Annotated in this window: 22 protein-coding genes and 1 tRNA gene; 3 read left to right on the top strand and 20 right to left on the bottom strand. The window is 47.8% G+C overall.

The features are described from left to right. Positions 1–96: 96 nt before the first annotated feature. From RBK99_RS12985 to RBK99_RS12930, 12 genes are all read right to left on the bottom strand, one after another. Positions 97–172 (bottom strand) — tRNA-Thr (locus RBK99_RS12985). A gap of 151 nt (positions 173–323) precedes the next feature. After that, positions 324–1,622 carry an adenylosuccinate synthase gene (locus RBK99_RS12980; RefSeq protein ID WP_317505024.1) on the bottom strand — a complete coding sequence of 433 codons (1,299 nt, stop codon included), beginning with the start codon at positions 1,620–1,622 and terminating at the stop codon, positions 324–326. Positions 1,623–1,724: 102 nt separating this feature from the next. After that, positions 1,725–2,618 carry a protease modulator HflC gene (gene hflC / locus RBK99_RS12975; protein WP_317505023.1) on the bottom strand — a complete coding sequence of 298 codons (894 nt, stop codon included), beginning with the start codon at positions 2,616–2,618 and terminating at the stop codon, positions 1,725–1,727. Continuing rightward, on the bottom strand, positions 2,615–3,772 hold the full coding sequence (gene hflK, locus RBK99_RS12970) for an FtsH protease activity modulator HflK (protein WP_317505022.1): 1,158 nt from the start codon (positions 3,770–3,772) through the stop codon (positions 2,615–2,617). Before hflK ends, hflC begins: the two co-directional genes overlap by 4 nt. A gap of 45 nt (positions 3,773–3,817) precedes the next feature. Next, positions 3,818–5,104, bottom strand: coding sequence for a ribosome rescue GTPase HflX (gene hflX / locus RBK99_RS12965; protein ID WP_317505021.1), 1,287 nt, complete (start codon positions 5,102–5,104; stop codon positions 3,818–3,820). A gap of 24 nt (positions 5,105–5,128) precedes the next feature. Then, the gene (gene hfq, locus RBK99_RS12960; RefSeq protein WP_317505020.1) at positions 5,129–5,386 is read right to left on the bottom strand and encodes an RNA chaperone Hfq; all 258 of its coding nucleotides are present in this window, start codon (positions 5,384–5,386) and stop codon (positions 5,129–5,131) included. Positions 5,387–5,563: 177 nt separating this feature from the next. Then, the gene (gene miaA, locus RBK99_RS12955; protein ID WP_317505028.1) at positions 5,564–6,514 is read right to left on the bottom strand and encodes a tRNA (adenosine(37)-N6)-dimethylallyltransferase MiaA; all 951 of its coding nucleotides are present in this window, start codon (positions 6,512–6,514) and stop codon (positions 5,564–5,566) included. After that, positions 6,507–8,228 (bottom strand): DNA mismatch repair endonuclease MutL, encoded by a 1,722-nt coding sequence (gene mutL, locus RBK99_RS12950; RefSeq protein WP_317505019.1) that lies wholly within the window; start codon positions 8,226–8,228, stop codon positions 6,507–6,509. Before mutL ends, miaA begins: the two co-directional genes overlap by 8 nt. Continuing rightward, the gene (locus RBK99_RS12945; RefSeq protein WP_317505018.1) at positions 8,228–9,541 is read right to left on the bottom strand and encodes an N-acetylmuramoyl-L-alanine amidase; all 1,314 of its coding nucleotides are present in this window, start codon (positions 9,539–9,541) and stop codon (positions 8,228–8,230) included. The genes mutL and RBK99_RS12945 overlap by 1 nt, the downstream gene beginning before the upstream one ends. Further along, the gene (tsaE, locus tag RBK99_RS12940; RefSeq protein WP_317505017.1) at positions 9,538–9,996 is read right to left on the bottom strand and encodes a tRNA (adenosine(37)-N6)-threonylcarbamoyltransferase complex ATPase subunit type 1 TsaE; all 459 of its coding nucleotides are present in this window, start codon (positions 9,994–9,996) and stop codon (positions 9,538–9,540) included. Before tsaE ends, RBK99_RS12945 begins: the two co-directional genes overlap by 4 nt. Then, positions 9,989–11,509: an NAD(P)H-hydrate dehydratase gene (locus RBK99_RS12935; RefSeq protein WP_317505016.1), complete on the bottom strand. Its 1,521-nt coding sequence runs from the start codon at positions 11,507–11,509 to the stop codon at positions 9,989–9,991. The genes tsaE and RBK99_RS12935 overlap by 8 nt, the downstream gene beginning before the upstream one ends. An 18-nt stretch (positions 11,510–11,527) precedes the next feature. Then, on the bottom strand, positions 11,528–11,731 hold the full coding sequence (locus tag RBK99_RS12930; RefSeq protein ID WP_317505015.1) for a YheV family putative zinc ribbon protein: 204 nt from the start codon (positions 11,729–11,731) through the stop codon (positions 11,528–11,530). Positions 11,732–11,812: 81 nt separating this feature from the next. Here RBK99_RS12930 and abc-f point away from each other — a divergent pair, with 81 nt between their 5' ends. Then, positions 11,813–13,726, top strand: a complete 1,914-nt coding sequence (gene abc-f, locus RBK99_RS12925) for a ribosomal protection-like ABC-F family protein (protein WP_317505014.1) — start codon at positions 11,813–11,815, stop codon at positions 13,724–13,726. Further along, a complete protein-coding gene (locus RBK99_RS12920; protein ID WP_317505013.1) occupies positions 13,723–13,959 on the top strand; it encodes a YheU family protein in 237 nt (78 codons plus the stop codon). Before abc-f ends, RBK99_RS12920 begins: the two co-directional genes overlap by 4 nt. Here RBK99_RS12920 and cysQ read toward each other — a convergent pair. Further along, a complete protein-coding gene (gene cysQ / locus RBK99_RS12915; protein ID WP_317505012.1) occupies positions 13,931–14,743 on the bottom strand; it encodes a 3'(2'),5'-bisphosphate nucleotidase CysQ in 813 nt (270 codons plus the stop codon). The two genes, RBK99_RS12920 and cysQ, sit on opposite strands and share 29 nt — an antisense overlap. Before the next feature lie 11 nt (positions 14,744–14,754). Next, complete coding sequence (gene nudE / locus RBK99_RS12910) at positions 14,755–15,330, bottom strand: ADP compounds hydrolase NudE (RefSeq protein WP_411161980.1); 576 nt, start codon at positions 15,328–15,330, stop codon at positions 14,755–14,757. 109 nt (positions 15,331–15,439) lie between these two features. Between nudE and sthA the strand changes: the two genes are divergently transcribed. Next, a complete protein-coding gene (sthA, locus tag RBK99_RS12905) occupies positions 15,440–16,858 on the top strand; it encodes a Si-specific NAD(P)(+) transhydrogenase (RefSeq protein WP_317505011.1) in 1,419 nt (472 codons plus the stop codon). Here the strand turns inward: sthA and envZ are convergent, their stop codons facing one another. From envZ to RBK99_RS12875, 6 genes are all read right to left on the bottom strand, one after another. After that, complete coding sequence (envZ, locus tag RBK99_RS12900; RefSeq protein ID WP_317505010.1) at positions 16,859–18,175, bottom strand: two-component system sensor histidine kinase EnvZ; 1,317 nt, start codon at positions 18,173–18,175, stop codon at positions 16,859–16,861. Further along, a complete protein-coding gene (gene ompR / locus RBK99_RS12895; protein ID WP_317505009.1) occupies positions 18,175–18,900 on the bottom strand; it encodes an osmolarity response regulator transcription factor OmpR in 726 nt (241 codons plus the stop codon). The genes envZ and ompR overlap by 1 nt, the downstream gene beginning before the upstream one ends. Positions 18,901–18,966: 66 nt before the next feature. Then, a complete protein-coding gene (locus tag RBK99_RS12890; RefSeq protein WP_317505008.1) occupies positions 18,967–21,537 on the bottom strand; it encodes an EAL domain-containing protein in 2,571 nt (856 codons plus the stop codon). A gap of 100 nt (positions 21,538–21,637) precedes the next feature. After that, positions 21,638–22,390 (bottom strand): hypothetical protein, encoded by a 753-nt coding sequence (locus RBK99_RS12885; RefSeq protein WP_317505007.1) that lies wholly within the window; start codon positions 22,388–22,390, stop codon positions 21,638–21,640. Positions 22,391–22,492: 102 nt separating this feature from the next. Continuing rightward, positions 22,493–23,263: an SDR family NAD(P)-dependent oxidoreductase gene (locus tag RBK99_RS12880; protein WP_317505006.1), complete on the bottom strand. Its 771-nt coding sequence runs from the start codon at positions 23,261–23,263 to the stop codon at positions 22,493–22,495. A 207-nt stretch (positions 23,264–23,470) separates the two neighbouring features. Continuing rightward, the gene (locus RBK99_RS12875; RefSeq protein WP_317505005.1) at positions 23,471–23,950 is read right to left on the bottom strand and encodes a hypothetical protein; all 480 of its coding nucleotides are present in this window, start codon (positions 23,948–23,950) and stop codon (positions 23,471–23,473) included. Between the last annotated feature and the right edge of the window lie 64 nt (positions 23,951–24,014).

Raw genomic sequence — 24,014 nt, 5'->3', positions numbered from 1 at the left:
GGGGCAGGATTCGAACCTGCGAAGGCTGAGCCGTCAGATTTACAGTCTGATCCCTTTGGCCACTCGGGAACCCCTCCCGTGTCTTGCAATTTAAATTGGTGCCGGCACCAAGAGTCGAACTCGGGACCTACTGATTACAAGTCAGTTGCTCTACCAACTGAGCTATGCCGGCACCACCGGTTAGGTGGAGCGCATTCTATGGTACTAGATTTGATAGTGCAATAGGTGCGCGTAATTTTTTTAGTTTTTTCGTACTGACTGGTCAGTTTTTATCTATATCGGATGAAAACTGACCGCCTTTTAGTAACCTATACTATAGTCGCTTACTTCCCAAACGGGTGTCGTAAAACGATGGTTTCTTTACGATCCGGACCTGTGGAGATGATATCCACCGGAACGCCCGTTAGGGCTTCTATGCGAGCAATATACGCAAGCGCTTGCGGCGGTAACTCATTGTGTTGTGTTATGCCAACCGTGCTTTGCTTCCAGCCCGGCATGGTTTCATAGACCGGTTTCACCACTTCGTAATCTTCTGCTGATAACGGTGGATACTCCGATACGCTGCCGTCGGCTAACTCATAACCCGTACAAATCTTCAGTTCTTCCAGGCCGTCTAGCACGTCCAGCTTCGTCAAACAAAAACCACTAATCGAGTTTATTTGTACTGCTCGACGCATGGCAACAGCGTCTATCCAGCCTGTACGGCGTTTACGACCCGTAGTTGCACCGAACTCGTGCCCTTTCTCACCTAAGTGCTGTCCGACTTCGCAATCCAGCTCTGTAGGAAATGGTCCGCTGCCGACCCGAGTCGTATAAGCTTTAACAATACCAAGTACATAATCAATGTAACGCGGTCCGAAGCCGGCTCCGGTCGCAACGCCACCTGCGGTTGTGTTAGATGACGTGACATACGGGTATGTACCATGGTCGATATCCAGTAAGGTGCCCTGTGCACCTTCAAACATAATCGACTCGCCTTTCTTGCGCGCTTGATCCAATAACGCCGGTACATCGGCGACCATTGGCTTCAGAACTTCGGCGAATTCTTCACACTGCTTAAGTACAGTGTCAAAGTCGATAGCATCAGCTTTGTAATATTCCACTAAAGAGAAATTATGGTAATCAACCAACTCTTTTAGTTTTTCAGCAAAACGCTTCATATCGAATAAGTCACCCACTCGCACTCCACGACGGGCCACTTTATCTTCATACGCAGGGCCAATGCCGCGTCCTGTCGTGCCAATAGCTTCTTTACCCAGCGCGCGCTCGCGAGCCTGGTCAAGTGCAATATGAAATGGCAGGATCAAAGGACAGGCTTTACTGATTCTGAGACGATCAGCAACAGGAACATGACGTGCTTCCAGCATCGCCATTTCTTCCATCAGTGCCTCAGGAGACAGGACGACGCCGTTGCCAATAACGCATTGGACATTTGTACGCAAAATACCTGAAGGAATTAGATGCAGAACGGTCTTTTCACCGTCGATAACCAATGTATGTCCGGCATTATGACCTCCCTGATAACGCACAACCATCGTTGCTTTATCGGTTAACAAGTCGACAATTTTGCCTTTGCCTTCATCACCCCATTGGGTGCCTAGAATTACAACGTTCTGACTCATGATTGCCCCGCGTAAAAAAAATCGGAGCGATCTTACCTTTTATCGGAGGGTTTGTACATCGGAGGAGAGCGCCTGATGATTTCACCAGACGCTCTTTCATGATTACTCTTCAGATTTTCCCATCATATTTTGTAGATATCGGAAAAAGTCGCTATTTGCATCCAACACCAGCATATCGTTACCGTTACCAAATGCACTGCTGTAAGCCTGCATGCTGCGGATAAAGGCAAAGAATTCAGCGTCTTTTTGATAGGCGTCAGCATAAATTTCTGCAGCCTGTGCGTCACCTTCACCTCGTAGTTCACGTGACTGACGTTTCGCATCGGCTAGCATAACCGTTATCCGAGCGTCCACGTCGGCACGAATAAATTCAGCTTGCTCGCGACCTTCAGAACGGTGCTCTGTGGCCACAGCCTGACGTTCAGCCCGCATACGCTGATAAATAGACTGACTGACTTCGTCTGGTAAGTTGATTTGCATTACCCGAACATCGATAACCTCAACACCAAGATCAGACGCACTTTCGGCTCCTCGAATTAATGCTTCACGCATCAGTTCGTCACGCTCACCTGATACAATGTCAGAGATTGTCCGGTTACCAAATTCACTACGCAAACCACTATTAATACGACGTGTCAGCAAAGCTTCAGCCTGAAGTATGTTACCGCCGTTCGTGCTCAGGTAAAAAGTAGAGAAGTCATCGATACGCCACATAACGTAAGTATCAACAATCAAATCCTTTTTCTCGCTGGTAATAAAACGATCCGGATCACCGTCCAATGTCTGCAAACGCGCATCGAGCGTTTTTACTTGTTCAATGAAAGGAATTTTAAGATGGAGGCCAGGTTCAAAAACTTTGGCTTCACCGGTTTGTGCGTTGCGCTCAACCTTACCGAACTGGATTAAGATAGCACGTTCGCCTTCCTTCACCACGTAAAGGGAGGACAGACCCAGAGCGACCAGGACCACAACGATAATTGCGATTAGGTTCTTCATTCGTTTCGACCTCCGCTACGATCACTACTGCGCGTATTCTGTGATTGAGTTCCGCTATTCACAGAACCATCGCTATTCACTTCAGGAACGCGCATCGGAGAAAATTCCGTCGTATTTCGACCTTGCTTCTCGAGAAGCTTTTCTAGTGGTAAGTACATCATGTTGTTACCACCTTCGACATCGACCAGCACTTTAGGTGTTTTTCTATAAAGTTCCTGTAAAGTATCCAGGTAGATACGTTCACGAGTGACTTTCGGCGCATTTTGGTATTGCGGTAACAGCTCTTCAAAGCGCGCAACTTCACCCTTAGCTTCCAGGATAATTTGCTCTTTATAAGCTTGCGCTTCCTGCAACATACGACGTACCTGGCCTCTTGCCAACGGCTCTACTTTGCGAGCGTAGGCTTCAGCTTCACGGATGAAACGTTCTTCATCTTCTTGCGCTGCTATAGCATCATCAAAAGCATCTTTTACTGCTTCCGGTGGGCGAGCAGGCAGCAGGTTAACGTCAACGACCTGTAAACCTAACGAATAGCTATTCAGTGTCTGTTCTAGTACTTCCAGAGTGCGGGCACGAACTTCTTCACGGCCACGAGTCAATACTTCGTCCATGGTGGTGTGACCAACCACATAGCGCAACGCACTGTCTGTTGCACGAGACAATACGCCATCGGCATTTTGCACGTTAAATAAATAAGCTCTAGGGTCAACTACCCGATACTGAACGTCCAATTCGACGCGCACAACGTTCTCATCTTGCGTCAGCATGTAGCCTTCGGTTCTGTCCGAACGGATATTGTTCACATCGACATGCTCTACCGAATCGATAAACAACGGGCGCCAATGGAGACCTGACTCAACCAGCGTATGGAATTGTCCAAAACGCAGTACGACGCCTCGATCGGCTTCCTTTACCGTGTAAAAACCAGCAATAAACCAAACAATTAACGCAATAATTGCGATAATACCGATGCCTTTAGCCGGGAGACCTGAACTGCCGCCTGAACCTCCGCCTTTTTTTCCGCCGAAGCCGAATTTAGATAACAGTTTACGAACTGCTTCATCGAGATCAGGCGGCCCTTGATCTTTGCCACCTTGATTTTTCCATGGGTCACGGTCATTGTTGTTTCCGTTCCCCGGTTGATTCCAAGCCATTGAGTGCTCCAAGTTTTTACTAAAACTGTTGCTAAAAAATTATTATTACTGAACGACTAAATCGTCCAGTTGATTGCCATAGGCCTTATGTAAACGCTGCCAGTCTACCGATGACATGCGCACTTGCAATGCAAGTTCACCATTTTCGTTAACATCTTCCGATGTTACGCAATTCCAACGGTATAATGTACCACGTAATTTACCCATTGAGTGCGGGATTTTCAGGGTTAGCTCGACCATCTGTGGACCCAGTATCTGGCGTAGCGCTTCCAGCACATGCCCAATGCCTAGATCTTGCTGAGCTGAAACCCAAACCCTGATTGGCCTTTGGTTATCATCGTAGTCAATTCGCGGTTCAGCACCGTCAACTTGATCGATTTTATTACAAATGATCAGTTGTGGTACATCGCCAGCATCAATTTCTTCTAAAACCTCAGCCACCTGATCGATATTATTTTGCTGCTGTTCATCACTGACATCAACCACATGCAATAATAGATCGGCCTCCTGGGTTTCTTGTAACGTTGCCTTAAATGCTGCTACTAAATCGTGCGGTAAGTGACGTATAAAACCAACAGTATCAGCCAGTATCACATCGCCTATGTCTTCGACTGCGAGTTTACGCAATGTCGGATCCAAAGTTGCAAACAGCTGATCGGCTGCGTAAACCCCGGCTTCGGTCAAACGATTAAATAAGGTCGATTTACCGGCGTTGGTGTAACCCACCAGTGATACCGTTGGGATGTCCGCTTTTTTACGAGCCCGGCGCCCCTGTTCGCGCTGTTTCTGAACTTTTTCCAGCCGTTTTAGAATATTTTTTATTCGTCCGCGAATTAAACGTCTGTCGGTTTCAAGCTGAGTTTCGCCTGGCCCACGCAAGCCAATGCCCCCTTTCTGTCTTTCCAGGTGGGTCCAGCCTCGAACCAGTCGGGTCGATATATGCCGTAGCTGAGCTAATTCGACTTGCAGTTTACCTTCGTGAGTTCTTGCACGCTGGGCAAATATATCGAGGATTAACCCCGTGCGATCTAGCACCCGGCATTTGCAGACCGCTTCCAGGTTTCGCTCCTGGGTGGGTGATAAGGCGTGATTAAAGATGACAATGTTGGCATCCAACGACTTTACCTGCTCGGCAATTTCTTCCGCTTTACCACTACCAACAAAGTATCTCGGGGTTGGGGAGTTACGACTGGACGTCATCACTCCCATTGTTTTAACACCCGAAGAATCAGCTAAGAGTTGTAATTCTGAGAGATCTTCTCGGTCAACTTCTGCGGGTAAATCCACATGAACCAATATTGCGTAGTCGCCACCTTCATACCTATCGAACAAGTTGTTCAGACCTCTCTTTCATCATTAATCTTCTAATTCAGCCATATCTTCGACCGCTTGCTGCGGTAAATAGTTTTGAGGAATACGCGCTGGCACAACCGTCGAGATTGCGTGCTTGTAAACCATTTGGCTAACCGTGTTTTTTAATAAGACAACAAACTGATCAAAAGACTCAATTTGTCCTTGCAGTTTTATGCCATTAACTAAGTAAATAGATACTGGTATACGCTCGCGACGCAACGCATTTAAGAATGGGTCTTGTAAAGTTTGCCCCTTAGCCATCTTGGATTCCTTTTTATCGTTATTAATATCCAATGTGTAAGTAGTAAGCTACAGAACTGCCAATTTGCAGTGACCTGTAAAGACACACTAGACCAGTAAAGAATTTTTGCAATAAGAAAAACGTTAAGAATTACTTATTTAGTTCGTATTTGGATCTGCGGCCTTAATGGATCGATTTCAATCCTTGCTCTCAAATTTCTTTGCCGGCTGTTCTATAGCCGAAAGTACTCTTGCCAGCATATTATCATCGCCAGTCTCCAGCCAATGCACGTCCGGCCAGCCTCTCAACCAGGTCATTTGTCGTTTCGCCAACTGGCGTGTCGCGATAATACCGCGCTCCCTCATCTCGTCGTAGCTGAGTTTTTCTGCCAGGTATTGCCACATTTGGCGATACCCCACACTGCGTATGGAAGGAAGGTCAGGGTGCAAGTCCAACCGCGCAAACAACGTTTTAACTTCTTCTTCGAAGGGCTGTGCCAGCATCTGGTCAAAACGTTGGGCAATTCGTTCGTGTAAAATTTGGCGGTTCGCCGGAGCGACCGCAAATTGATAAATAGGTTTATCCAACTGACCATAGCGCTGCTGAGTCAGCTCCGTCATATTTTTACCTGCAACCTCATAAACTTCCAAAGCACGTAAGATACGCTGAGGGTCATTAGGATGAATACGTTTCGAACTGATGGGATCAACTTCCTGTAGCCGTTGATGCAGAGCCGCTAAACCGCGTTCATGCAAGTCGCTGGTTAATTTTTCGCGCACTTCGGGGTCCGATTCAGGCAAATGCGACAACCCTTCTAACAAGGCCTTAAAATACAGCATGGTCCCGCCAACCAACAATGGCACTTTGCCCCGCTGTTGAATATCGTCAATTAAAATCAACGCGTCTTTCTGGAAATCGGCTGCTGAATAAGTTTCAGCCGGATCCCGAATATCCAATAAGTGATGCGGAACCAGGGCCTGCTCTTCCCGGCTTGGCTTGGCAGTGCCTATATCCATCCCCCGATAAATGAGCGCAGAATCGACAGAAATAATTTCGCAGTCCAATTGTTCGCATAGCGCCAGCGATAAGGCTGTTTTGCCTGATGCCGTTGGGCCGTATATTGCAATAACCGCGTCCTTGCTAAACATCATTCTCTCCAGGGAGGGAAACCCACTGCAAGGCATCCCCGTTTTCTGACAGTTGCAAGCGCCATTGCATAAGCCAGTGTTCTGCCTGTGTTAGGCTGTAGGAATCATGGCAGGCAAATTGTGCCAACCAACCTGCCAGCTCATGGTTATCAACCTCGTCCATTATTAATTTGAGCAAATCGCTAAAACCACTGACCACATTGCCCTGACGCAGCATTTCCGGCATCTGCTCAATAATAACTTGCTCACGCTGGCATCGATACACGACACCGCACTCGTTTAACTGCTGTTGCGGCCACAAGTTTGCCGGACCCGGCAAGTTGGCGAGGTTTATAGCCACAGGGACTAACAATGGCCGACCGTTTAGCCCATCCTGCAGTTGTTTCGTCAGCTTGCGACTCACGCATTCGGTATGCACCTTGGCAAGATTCAACCAGGCCAGAGCGGAGTCATTACGTATTAGTGCATAAACGTCATTAAATACGGTGAGGACTCGCCAGGTTTTCTCTTTCTTTTGCTCAGTATCGGGGCCGGATCTTACTCCACTACTTGGCATTTTTGCCGCATTGGGCAACAACGATCCCGATGCCTTCCTCTCACCCAGAACACTTGAGCCTGACTGAGCTGAAGACGGTGCTCCGCGCGCTGAAAAGGACGACTGCGTCGAGCTATAATGGTGCTGGTGATTCACAATGGGTTGCGAACTCTCTGCTGACACTAACTGCATCAGAGCCTGTTCTATACGAGCCAGAATAAAGTCGTGCACTTGCCGTTGACGATGAAAGCGTACTTCATGCTTTGCCGGATGCACATTCACATCGACTTGGTCGGCCGGCAACTCAAAATACAACACAAAGGTAGGAACACGTTCATTTGGCAGATACTTCTCATATGCCTGACGTACTGCGTGCGACAACAGCTTGTCACGCATCATGCGTCCATTCACAAAAAAGTATTGGATATCCCCCTGATGCCGACAATATTCAGGTGCTACTAGCCACCCATTTAAATGAAAGTCACCGTCAACAGCATCAATGGTCGATGCCTGCTCCGCAAAACCACTGCCGCATATCTTCGCCAGACGCTGTAGCTGCTGCCTTTCAGTTATTGCCTGAGGGAAGTTCCTAACTGACTTGCCATTGTGATTAAGCTGAAACCCAACTTCAAACCGGCTGAGAGCAATACGCTTTATCACTTCATCAATATGGCTGAACTCGGTTTTTTCGGTCCGTAAAAACTTACGTCTTGCCGGCGTATTAAAAAATAAATCTTGTATATCAGCCGTTGTCCCGTTGGGGTGTGCCGCCGGCTCAACATTGACTCGCATGTCTCTGCCTTCTGCCCAGGCTTGCCACGCTTCTTGCTGCTCTGCTGGCTTGGATATTAAGCGTAAGCGGGACACAGAGCTGATACTCGCTAAGGCCTCACCGCGAAACCCCAAACTGCCAATATGCTCCAAATCGTCCAGGTTCTTAATTTTACTCGTGGCATGGCGGCTTAACGCCAAAGTTAGCTCCTGCTGCACTATGCCACAACCATCGTCGCGAATACGGATGCGTTTACTGCCGCCTTGCTCAATATCCAGAACCAACTGTGTAGCGCCAGCGTCCAGTGCATTTTCTACCAGCTCTTTAACTACCGAGGACGGGCGTTCAACCACTTCACCTGCCGCTATTTGGTTCGCAAGCTCTATCGGTAACTGCTGAATAGCCATCAACGACTCGGAATTGTCAGTTTTTGGCCTATTTTCAAGGTGTTGCTGGCCAGTTCATTTTCAGATTTTATTGCTTTCACTGTGGTGTTATAACGCTGCGCTAATACCGATAAAGAGTCCCCTGACTTAACCGTGTAAGTGAAATGACTTTGGTTAGCCAGATAAGTGTTATCTATCGGATTACTCACGAAATACCGGCGGATGCCGTTATAAAGCGCGCGCGCCAGCTTTTGTTGATGCGCATTACTGGTTAACAGTTGCTCTTCTCGTGGATTCGATATGAACCCGGTCTCAACCAATAACGAAGGCTTATCCGGCGATTTTAGGACGGCGAAACTGGCGGCTTGTGGCGTTCGCTTATGCATTTTTGTCACATCGGACATTTCGTCAATAATATGCTTGGCCGCACTGTAAGCCCCGGCAATAGAACTGTCCATCGACATATCGAGCAAGGTTTCAGCTAAATAGGGTTCGTGTCCGTTTTCTTTCAAAATAGCACTTGCACCGCCTAACAACTCGGATTGCTGCTCGCGGTTCTCAAGCCAGCGACCAATTTCAGAGTCTGCGCGTCGTTTCGACAGGACCCAAACAGACCCGCCTCGAGGCTCAGGTTCGTGGAATGCATCGGCGTGAATTGAGACAAAAAAGTCCGCATTTGCTTCCCATGCCTTTTGCGGCCGTTCGTTTAGGCCTACATAGTAATCACTGGTGCGAATTAAGTAGGCCTGCATGCCAGGATCATCGTTAATCAGTTTGGCCAGCGCTCTCGCTATACGGATAACCACATTCTTTTCATAGGTTCCGCGCGGACCAATAGAACCAGGATCGTCACCGCCGTGCCCTGCATCAATCGCAATAGTGACTTTCCTATCCTCCAACTCTGCAACCGACATCGCAGGGCCACTTCGTTCAACCGACTTACCCGGCAAATCCACCACTAAACGGTCTTTATATGAATCATTCGCCGGCAGGGTAAACAAGTTTGCATCACTTTTCGAATCCAACTCGATGACAATACGGGTACTTCGCTTGTCTTTCGGTGTGCTGGTGCGAATTTTATTCACCAACAGCGAGTCTTCCCCCAAGTTCTTCAAGTCGGCCTTTAACGACGTATTATTAAAATCTATCACCAGTCGATAAGGCTTTTGCTGATAAAGCGTAAAATAGGAGTAATCCGGTGTATCTGACAAGTCAAAAACCACCCGGGTTTTATCAGGGGAAGGCCAGACTCTCACATTGTCTACACTGTCATTGCCCCATGCCCATAAAGGCATACAAGCAAACAGGACTATCCAAAATCGCTTTTTTATCATAATGTTTTAATTATTCTATGTCCGGCTTCAGTGAGCGCACTGAAAGTTATTTTACGTCCGTTACCAGCATACTCGATTCGGATCTCAATGTCCGCACTGGGCAGCCAGCCAGCCCCTTTATCAGGCCATTCTATAAAATTTAGCGTATCGTCGGCAAAGTAATCACGAATTCCCATGTATTCAAGTTCTTCGGGATCGGCTAATCGATACAAGTCAAAATGGTGAATGCGCCAACCCTTTAGCTGGTAGGGTTCTACCAAAGTATACGTGGGGCTCTTAACCGCTCCGACGTGACCCAAAGCCTGAATAACACCGCGACAAAATGCGGTCTTGCCCGCGCCTAATTCCCCTCTCAAATAAACCACTAAAGGCACGTGTAAAACTTGCGAAAACGTCTTCGCAAGCGCCAAGGTTTCATCTTCGTTACCAAGCTCAAATTGGTGTACTTCAGTCATCGTCCCTTCCATATCCATTCACCAAACGCCGTATATAGGGCAACAAATCGGAGGCTAAGGTTCCACGTTCGCCGTTTTTTCCTGCCATTTCACCAGCGACGGCGTGCCAGAATGCCCCGGCAATTAACGCCTGCGCCGTTGCCATCCTTTGCGCCAACAACGCCGTAACCACTCCGGTTAGCAAGTCTCCCATACCGCCAGAAGCCATTGCAGGTGAACCCCGATCAATAACACAGCGGCCACGATCAGTGACCAATAATGAGCCAGCACCTTTTAACAATACCTGAGCGCCGTACTTCTCCCGCAACTTAACCGTCGCAGCAAAGCGATCCGATTCAATGACATCCGTCGTTGTCTGCAATAATCTGGCAGCTTCTCCCGGATGCGGAGTCAACAACAGCTTGGGAGACTGTGTCGGATAACTGGCAAGCAGATTTAACCCGTCAGCATCAATCACTTTGAGTACATCAGCTTTCATTACTTGCGTAAAAACATCGTGACTCCAGCGGCTTTGACCAAGCCCGGGCCCAAGCGCCACGGCCGACGCCTGCCCCAATAACGACTGTAGAGTTTCTTCGCCATGAATTGCATGTACCATGGCTTCGGGCTGTGCCGCAGCAACAATAGCCTGTACATCGGGGTGGCATGCCACTGAGACCTTACCGGCACCCGCACGTAACGCCGACTTCATTGCGAGTATCACCGCCCCTGACATGCCGGGTTGGCCCCCAACAATGAGTACATGGCCTTGTTCACCTTTGTGAGTGCAGCGTGTACGTGCCGGCAACCAACTTTCTACCCTACCAGCCTCAACCCGAAACCAGTCGGCTTCGTTTTGCTGCTGGAAGGTGCGGCCAATGCCTAAGTCCTCCAGGAACAAATCGCCCGTGTGATCTTGCGCTTTACCTGTGAATAAACCTCTCTTAAATGCTACCAGGCTGACCGTTATACGGGCACGAACGGCAGCCCCCGGTACATGGCCATTATCCGCATTGAGGCCCGAAGGCACATCAATTGAGAGCACGGGAGTTGTGCTGGCGTTGACGCGTTGCACCCAGCTAACCGGATCGCCCTCAAGCGCCCGATTAAGGCCAACACCAAACAATGCATCGACCACCAAATCAAACTGCTCTGGCGAGCAGTCCAGCAGGGCTTTTTCACTTCCCCCTTGCTCCCGCCAGGCGTTGCGGGCCTTATGTGCATCTGAATCACTTGATTGAGGCAGGTCTGCGTTGGGCTTTAAAGCAAACACCTGCACCTGATAACCGGCTTCCTGGGCGAGCCGCGCCACAATGTAACCATCGCCGCCGTTATTTCCTTCGCCGCAGCACACCGCAATACGGGCCGGCGCCGGAAAATGTGTTTTTAACTGATTAAAAACGGCTTTACCCGCTGCTGACATCAGTTGCATCATCGTCATAGCACAAGACTCAGCGGCTTTTTGCTCACCTTGCTGTAATTGCTCTACACGATAAAGACAGTTTGTAAAATGGTTGCTGTCAGTGTTTGCCACAATGCCTCCTGAATTGGTTTAGTCTGGCTTAAATACGCCAATAACTTGATCAAACTGACGCTGACTTCCACCACCTTGCTCTTTAGGCTCACTGAACCGGTGTTTGCATTGCACACACTCAACTTGTTCGATATCGTTTTCGATAAAGAGCATGAGCGTGTCCATGGCTTCGCATTTAGGGCAAACGGCCCCCGCAATAAATCGCTTCTTTTCTCTAGCCACAACAGCTCCTGTGTTAGAATTGTGAGCAGAACACGTCTATGATACCGCAGCTGAACAGCTGTACAAAATGAAGAGTAGTTTATGATCCGTGCTGAAGCTATCACCTTAATGCGTGGCGGTGATGTTTTATTTGAAGACAGTGACTTACAGGTTTTTCCAGGGCACCGTGTTGGCTTAGTCGGCCGCAACGGCTGTGGTAAGTCCTCCTTGTTTGCGTTACTTCGGGGTGAGCTCAGTGCTGACAGCGGTAATATCCACTTACCCGGCGACTGGCGTATTGCCAGTGTGGCACAAGACACTCCGGCACTCGATAAATCCGCAATCGACTATGTAATGGACGGGGACGCTGAGTTTCGTCAGTTAGAATCTCAGCTTGCTCAGGCCGAAACAGATAATCACGGCGAAGCAATTGCCCACTGCCACGATAAACTTGCCGCTATCGGCGCCTACGATATCCAACCAAGAACAGCTAGCTTAATGGCTGGGCTCGGCTTTACTCAGGAACAACTTCAGCAGCCGGTTAAGGCCTTTTCCGGGGGCTGGCGTATGCGCCTGAATTTGGCACAGGTATTGATAGCGCGCGCCGATTTAATGCTACTGGATGAGCCTACCAACCACCTGGATGTTGATGCTATTTTCTGGCTGGAAAGCTGGCTGAAACAATACGACGGAACCTTGTTGCTTATTTCGCATGACCGTGACTTCCTCGATTCCGTGACCACCGATATTATCCATATTGAACATAAGAAACTGAACAGCTATCGCGGTAACTACTCGCAGTTCGAGCGCCAACGCGCAGAGCACATAGCGCAGCAACAAAGCGAATATGAAAAGGCGCAAGTCATGCGCCAACATTTACAAACGTACGTTGACCGCTTCCGTTACAAAGCCAGCAAGGCCAAGCAAGCACAAAGCCGTTTAAAAGCCATTGAGAAACTGCCTAATCAGGCGCCTTTGCGGGCAGAAAGTGGCATCGACTTCCATTTTCTAACACCTGATAAATTGCCTAACCCGTTACTGACGCTACGTGATGCTAAAGCCGGTTACGGTAACACCACGATTCTTGAACACATTAAACTGAACCTGGTGCCCGGCACCCGCTTAGGTTTACTTGGTCGCAACGGCGCCGGTAAATCAACACTGATAAAATTATTGGCTGGTGAGCTAGAGCCTATGGCCGGTGAGCGGTTGGTGAACCCGGGCCTCAGCATCGGCTACTTTGCTCAGCACCAATTGGAAACACTGGACCTAGCAGCCTCCGCCCTGCTGCATTTACAGCGCATTGACAAACAGGCCAGCGAGCAGAAGCTACGTGATTTTTTGGGTAACTTTGGCTTTTCCGGGGATCAGGCCACTCGCTCAGTCGAGCCGATGTCGGGTGGGGAAAAAGCACGCCTGGCCCTGGCATTGATCATTTATCAACGCCCGAATTTATTATTACTCGATGAGCCGACCAACCACCTTGATCTCGGCTTACGCGATGCCCTGGTAGCCGCTTTGCAGGAATACGAAGGCGCGCTGATAGTGGTTTCGCATGACCGTCATTTATTGCGTACCACAGTTGATGAATTTTGCCTTGTTGCCGCCGGTAAAGCAGAAACTTTCGACGGCGATTTAGAGGCCTACCACGATTGGTTGCAACAGCAGGCAGCGAATGACAAACGAACTGAGCAGCCAACCACACGCCAGCGCGACGATCGTAAACAGCAGAAACGCCAAGAAGCAGAAGCGCGGCAGAAGACCAAACCATTACGTCAGCAAATAGAAAAGGCGGAAAAGAGTATTCATACACTCGAACTCAAATTAGCCGATATTCACGAACAACTCAGCGACAGCAGCTTGTATGACGATGCCAACAAACCAAAGTTACAAAAACTGTTAGACCAACAGGCGCAGGCACAAAAGGAGCTGCAACAACAGGAAGAGCGGTGGATGACTGCGGAAGAAGAACTGGCTGAGCTCAATCAGAAATTACAACAAGCGGAGGATAAATGATTATTCCATGGCAAGAAATTGATCAGGAAACGCTGAACAATTTAATGGAATCGGTGGTGCTAAGAGAAGGCACAGATTACGGCAGTCAGGAGCTGAGCTTTGAAACAAAAGTGGAGCAGTTAAAACAGCGTTTAAAGTCCGGAGCTGCCGTTATTGTTTATTCTGAATTACATGAAAGCGTCGACGTCGTGGACAAAGACAGCGTTACCGGAAGCGTGCCTGACGAGCAATAAAAATGTCGTCCCAGGGCACGTTCTGGTCTCCCAAAACCAAAAAATTGGGGTTGAGCAAACTGACGGTTCGGTTGTAAGTAATAGGCTCAAAGTTCTCATTAACAATACAACCGCCCGCTTCACCCACAATGACTTGCGAAGCGGCGGTGTCCCACTCACCTGTGGGGCCTAGCCTTAAAAAACAATCCGCTTTACCCTCAGCAATAAAACAGGCTTTGAGTGAACAGCTGCCAGTAGGCAAAGGCTGAATATCACGCTCGGTTTTCAAACGGTTCATTACCGATTCTCTTGCCTGTCTGCGGCTAATAGCAATAACAATGGGGTCGGTTTGAGGATCACTGAATTTGCGCACACTAATTGATTTATTTTCAAGCGCATCTTGTTTAAACGCACCCGTGCCTTTTTCAGCGTAATAAAGTGTTTCGCCTACCGGCCAGAAGATGACGCCAATAACCGGTTCGTTCTTTTCCACATAAGCAATATTGACAGCAAAATCACCGGAGCGAGCAATAAACTCCTGGGTGCCATCGATTGGATCAATAATAAAGTAGGCTTTCCACTGACGACGCTCGTTGTAGTCCTGGTGTTCACTTTCTTCTGAAATAACAGGAATATCAGGAAACGATTGTTTCAGCCGGTCTTCAATAAGTTCACTGGCAACAAGATCGGCGGTGGTGACGGGCGAGTCATCGGTTTTTTCTGCGGTGCTGTAGTCACGCCGTTCGTACATGGAAAGAATAACGGCGCCGGCCTCTTGGGCAATTTCTTTGAGTCTATCCAGCATAGTTGCCGCCACTACTGACCCTTATTTTCGTTGCGCAAAAGCATTAAAAGCGCAGCAACGCTGCGGGCCTCTGAAAAGTCCGGCTGCGCCAATAAGTTATCAATGTCGCTTATTGACCAGGTGACCTTTTCCAACGGCTCAGGTTCATCGCCAGGTAAACTCTCAGGGTACAAGTCGCGGGCGACAAACACGCTCATTCTGGCCGAAAAAAACTGAGGCGCCAATGTCACTTCCATCAAAAACTCGAGTTCACGGCTGCCGTAGCCCACTTCCTCTTTTAGCTCACGTTGCGCCGCCTCTTCTGGTGTTTCACCCGGGTCAATAAGACCTTTGGGAAAACCCAGTTGATAGTCGTGGAGGCCCGCTGCGTACTCTCGAATAAGCAACAAAGTGTCATGGTCCAGATAAGGCACAATCATAACGGCGCCACGGCCGCTGCCTTTCATACGCTCAAACTGGCGCTGCTCGCCATTGCTGAACTTAAGATCAACCGCTTCGACGCGCATGAGGCGGCTTTGCGCCACAACGCGGCGGGATAAAATTTGCGGGACTTGTTTTTCTTTACTCATACGACAGATCCAAGTCATTGTCTCTCTTTACTATAACGACTCTGCGCACAGAAAACAGTGTCAATTTACGCTTTTCTTATAGAGTGCTACTATCTAAAGCCCGTCCACCGGTAGTGAAGCGAGTAATATGACTGCAATAAAGCCTGAAACCGAAACTGAATTCGATGTGGTTGTCATCGGTACTGGTCCCGGCGGCGAAGGCGCTGCCATGCAACTGGCCAAAAGCGGCTACAATGTTGCCATAGTAGAAAAGCACAAAGCGTTAGGTGGCGGCTGTACCCACTGGGGCACCATACCTTCAAAAGCGCTGCGTCATTCAGTCAGCCGACTTATTGAGTACAATAATAATCCCTTGTTCTCGGGCCCGGGCTGGCAAAGCGGCATGACTTTCAGCCATATACTGCATTACGCTGAGTCCGTTATTCGCAAACAGGTCAAGCTACGCAGTTCGTTTTACGATCGCAATGACGTGACGGTAATACATGGTAAAGCTTCCTTTTTGGACAAAAATCGCATTCGGGTCACGAAGCTGGATGGCTCTGTCGATGACTTGATAACAAAACACGTGGTTATAGCGACCGGATCGCGCCCCTACAACCCAAAAGACGTCGACTTCTCACATCCTCGAATTTACGACTCAGACAAAGTTCTGTCGTTGTCTCACGAACCTAAAACCATTTTAATTTATGGTGCGGGTGTGGTTGGCAGCGAGTACGCCAGTATCTTTCGCGGTATGGGCGTAAAAGTTGACTTAGTTAACCAACGCGAGCGTTTGCTGTCATTTTTGGATGCCGAAATTTCCGATGCACTCAGTTACCACTTGCGCAACAGCGGTGTAGTCATTCGTCACAACGAAGAGTACGACACCATTACCGGATACGATGACAAAGTCGTGATGAAAACCAAGTCGGGTAAAACCATGACCGCGGACTGTCTGCTATTTGCCAATGGTCGTTCAGGCAATATTGAAGAACTCAACTGCCAGGAAGTAGATCTTGAGCCTAACTACCGCGGACAACTGGAAGTGGATGACAACTACCAGACGGAGGTGGAGAACATCTATGCCGTAGGCGATATTATCGGTTACCCCAGCTTAGCCAGTGCAGCCTACGACCAAGGCCGCATCTGTGCGTCTGCCATTATTAACGGCAATTGCGACAAAGCATTGGTCAGTGATATACCGACGGGTATTTACACTATTCCCGAAATTAGCTCAGTCGGTAAAACCGAAGAAGAACTGACAGAAATGAAAGTTCCCTACGAAGTGGGTCGCGCGCAATTTAAGCACTTAGCAAGAGCGCAAATATCAGGTGCCGATGTTGGCTGCCTGAAGCTATTATTTCATCGTGAGACTCGTGAGCTGCTGGGGCTTCATTGCTTTGGAGAGCGAGCATCAGAAATTGTGCACATTGGTCAGGCTATTATGGAGCAGAAGAACGGTGGCAATACCATCGACTACTTCGTCAACACCACATTTAACTACCCAACCATGGCGGAAGCGTACCGCGTTGCAGCGCTAAACGGTATTAACCGTTTGCTGCAGTAACTAAGGTTTTTGCCAATGCTGATGCAGCGGCAGCTCAATTCGTACACACAAACCGCCTTCCGGGCGGTTTTGTAATTTAATATTACCATCGTGACGGTCAACAATACGCTTAATAATTGCCAGTCCCAGCCCAGAACCAACCCCACCGCGGGCTTTATCACCCTGAGTAAAAGGCTCAAATAACTTTTCTTGCTGCTCTTCAGGAATACCCGGACCGTCATCCGTTACCCGGAACCAGACCCGCTTTTGTTTTTTATCATGACCAGAACTGACCACAACGTGTTTTTTACCGTAACGTTCTGCATTTTCCAGCAAGTTGATAATAACGCGTTTCATTGACAAGGGGCGTAACCAGACTAAGGGCAATTGACCTAAATTAAGCTCGAACTGTTTTTGCCAGTTGTCAGGAATATTGGCCACTGTCTGCTCAATTAGTTCGTTGAGAGATTCTTTACTGCTGCACTCTTGCTGATCAAGCCGAACATAATCGATAAACTGATCAATGATGTCGTTCATGTCATCTATATCTTCAATAATGCCCTGCGCCAAATAGTCTTCTTCCTGAGGCATCATTTCAGCGGCCAGCCGAATACGAGTCAACGGCGTTCTTAAGTCATGTGAAACACCTGCCATCAAGAGGTTTCGGTCATTTTCCAGCTCGCGAATACCACGCGACATTTGATTAAACGCCCGGGTAACCGCAATAATTTCACTTGCTCCTTTTTCGGGGAGTTGCTCAGGAAACTCGCCACGGCCAACCAGACGGGCTGAATCTTCCAGCGCTTTCAACGGCCGGTTCAGCCAATTAGCAAATAAGATACCGCCCAACACACTCAACAAACCAATCAGTACTAAGTACATCACCAAGGGAGAAAACTGCCCACGTTGCATGCTGTCTAATGGCACGCGTATCCAAAAGTCCGGCGCACGGGGTGGCTTCACCCATAAATAGAATTTCTGTCCCTGAGCAATCCGTACTTGTGAAGGCCCGCCCAGCATGTCACTCATGTCATCCGACAAATAACCGTAATAAGTTGAGTTACCCAAACCTTTTTGCTTGGCTTCAGTGTCGTTAAACACCTCAATACCTGTGGCCTCGGTGTAATAGGACATCAGTTCGCGTTCGGTTTCAGCTGAGTGCTGACGGGGAATGAACATGGTGCGAATATGTTTAGCCACCAATTCGTTAATTTGTTCAATTGACGGCTTTACAACATAACTGCTGACCATCACGTAGGAAACGAGCTGGTTAATGAGCAGTACAAAAGCCAGCAGCGCAACCGTGCGGGCAAACGCTGACTTGGGAAATAGCTTCATCAGGATTTCAGTTGGCCATCCGGAACAAATACATAGCCTAATCCCCAGACAGTTTGAATATAACGGGGTTTAGTCGGGTCAACTTCCAGCATGCGGCGTAAACGCGAAACCTGGACATCAATAGAGCGCTCCAAAGCACTGTAATCTCGGCCTCGGGCTAAATGCATGAGCTTATCCCGGGACAGTGGTTGACGCGCGTTACTGACCAACGCTTTAAGTACGGCAAATTCACCACTGGTTAGGGGCATGGGAGTATCGCCACGGAACATCTCACGAGTCCCCAGGTTTAAACGAAACTCACCAAAAGTGACTTCCTGATCTTCCTGTGACGGTGCGCCCGGTGCTTCGGTGCCACGGCGACGCAATACCGCCCGGACACGAGCCAGCAGTTCGCGAGGGTTAAATGGTTTCGCCAGGTAATCATCCGCACCTAATTCCAGACCAATGATGCGATCCACTTCATCGCCTTTGGCGGTCAGCATAATAACCGGCAAGTTGTTACCCTGGCTGCGCAAACGCTTACAAATGGATAGTCCGTCTTCACCCGGCAACATCAAATCCAATACCAATAAATTAAAGTTCTCTCTGTTCAGCAAACGATCCATTTGTTCCGAATCGTGAGCAACCCTGACCTGAAAATTTTGTTCGGTGAGGTAACGTTCCAATAAATTTCGTAGTCGAGCGTCATCATCCACCACTAAAATCTTTAATGTTTCCTGCATCATTGGTTCTATTTCCCAAGCTGTCGAGCTATGACGTTAACGATACACTGAGCCCTGTTTTTATAGAAGTCAGCTTCTGTTAGCAAATGTTTCAGAATTTAGCCAAGAGTTGACGGGCTCGGGCCGGGCAAAATAATAGCCCTGAAACTGGTGACAACCTAGGGCTTCAAGTTTCTTTAATTGCTCTTCGGTTTCAATACCCTCAGCAATCACGTCCATATCCAGGCTTTTCCCCAGTGCCATGATCGTCTGTACAATAGCTACTTCGTTATTATTCTTACTGGTGGTTAAATCTTGCACGAAAGACTGATCTATTTTTAAACGATTAAGAGGCAGGCTCTTTAAATAACCCAATGACGCATAACCAGTGCCAAAATCATCCAGCGCAAAAGCAATCCCCAAGGCTTTCAGCTGTTGCATCGCAGCCGCTGTGTGCTCGATATCGTCGATAAGCAGGCTTTCCGTAATTTCAATCTCTAAAAACTCCCCGCTTAACCCTGATTCGGCAAGTCTCATCTCAATATCCGTCACAAAGCCCGAGTGTTTAAACTGACTTGCGCTGACATTTAACGCCACGCGAAAGTCAGAACGTTTTGACAGCTTCTGTAACTTTGGAATAGCCTCCAACACCTGATCAAGCACCAATCGATGCAGGTCCGGCATAAACCCCTGACTTTCTGCTAACGGAATGAACTCCGCCGGAGAAACCCAGCCTAACTCGTCATCATGCCAACGCAATAAAGCCTCAAAACCTAAACAGCTTATCGGAGAAGAGTGTGTGACTCGCTGGTATTGAGGTTGTAAGTAAATCTCCAATGCGCCATCGCTTATGGCACGCTGTAACGCCACAGCCAGCTTTTGTCGGTAGTTAAATTCTCGCTGTATTCCCGCATTAAAAAACTGTAATTTCGAGTCGTTCGCTTCTTTCGCTTGCGACAACGCGAGATCTGCCGCCTGCAGCAAATCCCCTTTAGTTCGAGCGTCGGAGAACAAAGTAACGCCCATACTGACCGACACCGACTCAAGGTTAGGTCCTAGCTGATAGGGCTCGCTCAGGCACTCTAAAAGGAGTTGCAACCGCTCGCGCAAATTATCGTCATCACGCAGGTTTTGTCCTTTTGTACTTTTTAAAAGCACCATAAACTCGTCCGATCCTAAACGCCCCGCGTTACCCGTCTGACACAATTCAGATTCCAGCCTTTGACCAAATAAAATGAGCAGCTCATCGCCGGTATCGTGACTAAGTCGGTCATTAAACTTCTTAAAATGATCAATATCCAACATGACCAACACACCATCAATGCCTTCATTTTGATAACGTTGAAACTCTTCATTCAAACGTTCCAGCATAAATCGACGATTACCCAGCCCAGTTAATGGGTCAAAATAGGCCAACGACTGAATTTCTTCTTTCATGCTCTGATATTCAGAAATATCCGTAGAAATTCCACACAGGCCACTAACCCGGTTTTGAGCATCAAATAGCGGCATTTTAACTGACCAAAATTGATGTAGCTCTTTCTCTCCGGGCAGATTATTGACCTCCCCCTGAGCCAGGCGTTGACCGCTTTCTAACACTTTACTGTCGTAATTCTTAAGCTGATCAGCCGTGGTCTTATCAAACAGGTCATAATCGGTTTTACCAATAACATCCTCAAGGTTTAGCTTAAACAGATTTAAAACCTGCCAGTTCGCATACTGGTATCTAAGATCTTTGTCTTTAATGTAAATATAGGCTTCAACGCTATCCAAAATTGTATTCAAGCGATACTTACTTTGCGCCAACGCTTTAGTTTTATCTGAAACTCTGCGCCGCAATAATTGATTAAAGGCCAGTGCCGCTAGCGCCAGAATGGTCAGTGCCGCAATTAACCACCAAACGTAGGCCGGAATTTCTATCTTATTTTGCTGCGAGTTCCAGCGTTCCAGAATTTGATAATAAGCTGAGTTTTCATTTGCTTTTAACCGGCTCAACTCTTTATCAATTGCAGCCAATATTTCTGGATTAGCACCTTCAGGCATAGCAAAGAAGAGTTCACTTGGCAGGAACATAATAGGTGTCATTGCAATGTCATAGTCGGCCACGTATTGGTTACCGAAAAACTGATTCGTTGCTACGGCACTAGCCTTACCCTTTAATACCGAGTCAAAACCCTCTTTAAAACTTTGCACAGAGTAAAGCTGGCACTTTAACCCGAAGCTCGCAATCAACTGCTTCAGGTAACTTTCCTGAACAGACCCCTGTAATACCGCCACTCGCTTACCGTTTAAGTCGAGTAAGCTGGTAATTTTCTCGTTTTTAGCTGCGTACAATTGCGACCAGCTGAGTAAGGCAGCTTCATCATGAAAAGCAGCCCATTCAGCTCTACTGTCTGTTTTGGCAACATCGGGTAAAATATCGATACGCCCTTCACGCAGAAACGTCAGACATTGATCCCAGCTGCATTCAACCGGCAGAAGCTGCCAGTTGTTGCGCTTGGCAATCAACGTCAGCAGTTCTCCATGAATACCGCTGAGCTTACCGTACTCATTGAACATGATTTTCGGCGGATTATTGTAAACCCCCACTTTCAGGATCACGTCTTCCGCCATTAATGGTGCCGCAGCCAGCAGTAAAAAAATAACAAGAAGGTTTCGCAAAAAGACACCTTACGTTACTAAGTTGTATAGCCCTAGAATAGGCTTATTTACGTTTTGTTAAAAGGCCTGTTACGGCTGCGGCCTTTTATTCGATAGCACCTTATTTTTTCCTGAAGTACGGCGAAAATATTAGCAGCGCCAGGAGGCTGATAATAAGCCCTACATCAACCCCATATCTGTGAAAGCTAGACAACGTGAATACCAAGTAATACAGGACATCCAACAATAGGTACGCCAAGAATGCCCGCTTGAACCAGTTACGATTTGTCCACAGTCCAACCAGTAATGCCAACTGTAACGGTGCAAAAAGCGCTAATTTCCACGGCAGGCCCAATAAAATGACGTTTTGTAAACTTTCGGCATCAAATACCATGGTAAACGCCATTTCATAGCTGCGGGCATTACCGCTAATGAACATACTAAGGTAGAAAAAACTAAAGGTATAAAGCAGCCCTAAAAGCAGATACAGGGAAATCAGTTTCTTCGGAGCCTGGCTTCTCACCTCAGTATTTTGCGTCGCCTGGCGTGTCGCCATAACCACAAAAGCAATAACGTAAAAAACCTCTAGCGCAATATAAAGAAGAGCACCAAACACCCCCACATCAAGGTCTCGAGCGATATCTTGCGGCCGTGGCCAGGGCAGTTCTGAATAATAACCAACCAAATGCAGTACACTAACGAGCATGACCTCCAGCTCGTATAGCACAGCGTCGAACCATTCCATGGGGTAAATAAGAATTTCTGCCAAATAAATCTGAGATAATGCGCCGACAACAACGGCCAAAGCAAGCAGTGCCATCATTCCGGCTGCAGGCGGCATTTGTCGGGTTAAGGTAAGATGCATAGCAATCATGAGCAGGTAAGTTCCATTATAGTTTTTTGAAAACTATACCGTTTCTTTAACTGGATGTCTTGCGCCCTACCTCAACCGCTCATAAAAATAATAGCTCAGACCCTACTGAGCTGTATAACCACCATCAATAACTAATTCGGTTCCGGTCACAAATTTCGATTCGTCTGACGCCAAATAGAGCACGCCATAAGCAATATCTTCAGACTCTCCAACATGACCAATGGGGTGACGACTATCAAGCTGTTTTCTAAACGCTTCAACGCCCTGCTCAGATTCCTTACCCAGTTGCTCTACAAGCGGTGTCCAGATAAACCCCGGGTGTACTGAATTCACTCTAATTTTGTCTTTAGCGTAAATTAAAGCATCATTTTTACTCATAAGTCTTACCGCACCTTTGGAGGCGTGGTAAGGCGGCAAGTCTGCGGCACCGACCATTCCGTAGATAGAGGACAGATTAATAATGCTGCCACCACCGGCTTTTCTCATCGGCAAAATAGCGTGCTTGGTGCAATAGAATACCCCGCTGACGTTCACATTAATCACCTTATCCCACTCTTCCTTAGTGATTTCGTGCGTCGGTTTGTTTACCCCGGCAATACCCGCGTTATTCACCAGTATGTCGATAGCGCCAAACGTCTCTTCAATTTCAGCAAACGCTTCGCTCACATCCTTTTCGTCCGACGTATCAATATGCCAATACCTGGCCGTCCCGCCGTTCCCCTCAATCTCCTGAACAACGCTCTGACCTTCTTTGTCGGCAATATCGGTTACAGCCACTTTTGCACCTTCTCTGGCCAATTCAAGACAAACTGCCCGACCGATACCTAATGCGCCCCCCGTAACTATTGCGACTTTATTCTCAACTCTCTTCATAATGACCTCTTTTTTAAACAAACCACTGCAATTAAGTATGGGTGAGAATTAGGTATATAGACAGGCACTTTCGATAAGACAGCGAGTCAATCGCAGGGAGCGACTTCATTTGGCCTGACGCAGAGCTCAGCGGCGGGATTTGATATGTCCGCGCCGCTGGCGAGAGGTACCGAACCGCATAAAGATCACCGCGACTCCCCATGAATTCTAGAGGGTACTGGCTCTGCAACGTCTACTTTGATACTGCTCGTTGTCAACAACATCAGGAATGGTTAGCTTTACAATCTCTTTTGGCGTTACCGCTTCACCCGTTTCTATATCAGCAATCCATATCGTTGCTTCGTCACCCTCAACAACGTTTTGGAACACATAGGTTTTACCGCCTTCAAAATCACCGTTCAGTGTTGTGTAAGCATCTAATGACTTGGAGCCAATATTGTTAAAGTCCTGAGTGATGCGAGCCACTATTGAGTGTGAGCCCTCTTCAAAGTCCCTGGCAGCGACAAAGCCTGTTGGCTTGCCTTGATAGCAAAAATTATAAACTCTGATGGTTTCAGCCAGACCATTGTCGAGGAAGTTTCTTAAACGCCAATTAGAATCATCCGGCGAAGTTTCAACTGGAGCGGATGAACAGGCAACCATTAATAGCGCGCCAGCAGTCCCTAAAAATAACTTAATGAGTTTCATAAAATCTCCTTTTGATTAGCAATTTCAATATAGCAATCATTGAGTTGAATTGTTAAGTGATCTG

This window comes from Idiomarina solivarensis (assembly GCF_033052755.1).
GTDB lineage: Bacteria > Pseudomonadota > Gammaproteobacteria > Enterobacterales > Alteromonadaceae > Idiomarina.
Note: the sequence above shows the minus strand (reverse complement) of the source record. Positions and strands in the feature narration are given on the sequence as shown.

Bases quoted from the DNA above. Each gene is read 5' to 3' on its own strand.
- RBK99_RS12980 (WP_317505024.1), bottom strand. From the start codon at position 1,622: ATGAGTCAGAACGTTGTAATTCTAGGCACCCAATGGGGTGATGAAGGC.
- hflC (WP_317505023.1), bottom strand. From the start codon at position 2,618: ATGAAGAACCTAATCGCAATTATCGTTGTGGTCCTGGTCGCTCTGGGT.
- hflK (WP_317505022.1), bottom strand. From the start codon at position 3,772: ATGGCTTGGAATCAACCGGGGAACGGAAACAACAATGACCGTGACCCA.
- hfq (WP_317505020.1), bottom strand. From the start codon at position 5,386: ATGGCTAAGGGGCAAACTTTACAAGACCCATTCTTAAATGCGTTGCGT.
- miaA (WP_317505028.1), bottom strand. From the start codon at position 6,514: ATGTTTAGCAAGGACGCGGTTATTGCAATATACGGCCCAACGGCATCA.
- mutL (WP_317505019.1), bottom strand. From the start codon at position 8,228: ATGGCTATTCAGCAGTTACCGATAGAGCTTGCGAACCAAATAGCGGCA.
- RBK99_RS12945 (WP_317505018.1), bottom strand. From the start codon at position 9,541: ATGATAAAAAAGCGATTTTGGATAGTCCTGTTTGCTTGTATGCCTTTA.
- tsaE (WP_317505017.1), bottom strand. From the start codon at position 9,996: ATGACTGAAGTACACCAATTTGAGCTTGGTAACGAAGATGAAACCTTG.
- abc-f (WP_317505014.1), top strand. From the start codon at position 11,813: ATGATCCGTGCTGAAGCTATCACCTTAATGCGTGGCGGTGATGTTTTA.
- RBK99_RS12920 (WP_317505013.1), top strand. From the start codon at position 13,723: ATGATTATTCCATGGCAAGAAATTGATCAGGAAACGCTGAACAATTTA.
- cysQ (WP_317505012.1), bottom strand. From the start codon at position 14,743: ATGCTGGATAGACTCAAAGAAATTGCCCAAGAGGCCGGCGCCGTTATT.
- nudE (WP_411161980.1), bottom strand. From the start codon at position 15,330: ATGACTTGGATCTGTCGTATGAGTAAAGAAAAACAAGTCCCGCAAATT.
- sthA (WP_317505011.1), top strand. From the start codon at position 15,440: ATGACTGCAATAAAGCCTGAAACCGAAACTGAATTCGATGTGGTTGTC.
- envZ (WP_317505010.1), bottom strand. From the start codon at position 18,175: ATGAAGCTATTTCCCAAGTCAGCGTTTGCCCGCACGGTTGCGCTGCTG.
- ompR (WP_317505009.1), bottom strand. From the start codon at position 18,900: ATGATGCAGGAAACATTAAAGATTTTAGTGGTGGATGATGACGCTCGA.
- RBK99_RS12885 (WP_317505007.1), bottom strand. From the start codon at position 22,390: ATGATTGCTATGCATCTTACCTTAACCCGACAAATGCCGCCTGCAGCC.
- RBK99_RS12880 (WP_317505006.1), bottom strand. From the start codon at position 23,263: ATGAAGAGAGTTGAGAATAAAGTCGCAATAGTTACGGGGGGCGCATTA.
- RBK99_RS12875 (WP_317505005.1), bottom strand. From the start codon at position 23,950: ATGAAACTCATTAAGTTATTTTTAGGGACTGCTGGCGCGCTATTAATG.